General features: G+C 69.5%; 1 protein-coding gene and 1 pseudogene. One reads left to right on the top strand and one right to left on the bottom strand.

The genetic code is table 11. The features are described from left to right. On the top strand, positions 1-730 hold a 730-nt coding region (locus A5673_RS10405; protein WP_068230963.1), incomplete at its 5' end, for a VWA domain-containing protein. 28 nt (positions 731-758) lie between these two features. Here A5673_RS10405 and A5673_RS10400 read toward each other — a convergent pair. Continuing rightward, positions 759-1,083, bottom strand: a pseudogene (locus tag A5673_RS10400) (hypothetical protein); the annotation flags it as partial.

Here is a 1,083-nt window from a genome sequence, read left to right as displayed (position 1 = left end):
CAACCGCGCCTGCGTCGTGCTCGTCATCGACATGTCGAACTCCATGCGCGCCACCGACGTCGAACCCAACCGGCTCAAAGCGGCCGAGCAGGAGGCGGGCAAGAAATTCGCCGACGAGCTGACGCCGGCCATCAACCTGGGACTGGTGGAGTTCGCGGCCAACGCCTCGCTGCTGGTGTCGCCGACGACGAACCGCCAGGCCGTCAAGGCGGCGATCGACGGCCTCAAGCCGGCGCCGAAAACGGCGACGGGGGAGGGCCTCTTCACCGCGCTGCAGGCGATCGCCACCGTCGGCTCGGTGCTGGGCGGCGGCGACGGGCCGCCCCCCGCGCGCATCGTGCTGGAGTCCGACGGCGCCGAGAACGTGCCGCTGGACCCCAACGCCCCGCAGGGCGCGTTCACCGCGGCGCGCGCCGCGAAGGCCGAGGAGGTGCAGATCTCGACGATTTCCTTCGGCACGCCCTACGGCACCGTCGACTACGAGGGCGCCACCATCCCGGTCCCCGTCGACGACCAGACGTTGCAGGAGATCACCAAGATCACCGACGGCGAGGCGTTCCACGCCGACAGCCTGCAATCGTTGGAAAGCGTCTATTCGACGCTGCAGCGCCAGATCGGCTACGAGACGGTGAAGGGCGACGCCAGCCTCGCCTGGATGCTGCTCGGGGCGGTGGTCCTGGCCGGCGCCATCCTGGCCGGTCTCGCGCTCAACAGCCGGTTGCCCTCCTAGGCGATCAGGGCGGCGATCGGGTGGGCGATCAGGTCGGCAGCCGCCGGTTGATCAACAGGGCCAGCGCCGCGGCGATGAGCGCGGCGACGACGCCCAGGCGCAGCCACCCGGCGCTGCCGGGTCCGGGCACCGTGCGAAACCCGATGTCGTTCTCGATGGCGTTGTAGCTCTTGTTGAGCTCGGCGATGTTGGTCGCGGTGTAGGACTGCCCGCCGGAGAGCTGGGCGATCTTTTTCATCTGGTCGGTCGAGACGGGAACGGCGACCCGCTGCCCGTTCATCTCGATCTCGCCGCCTTTGGTGCCGAACGAGATCGTCGAGATGGGCACGCCCTGGTCCTTGGCCAGCCGCGCG

The sequence above is a fragment of the Mycobacterium sp. E3198 genome (assembly GCF_001667015.1).
Lineage (GTDB): Bacteria > Actinomycetota > Actinomycetes > Mycobacteriales > Mycobacteriaceae > Mycobacterium.
The sequence above is the reverse complement of the archived record's forward strand: the minus strand, read 5'-3'. Positions and strand labels throughout refer to the sequence as shown.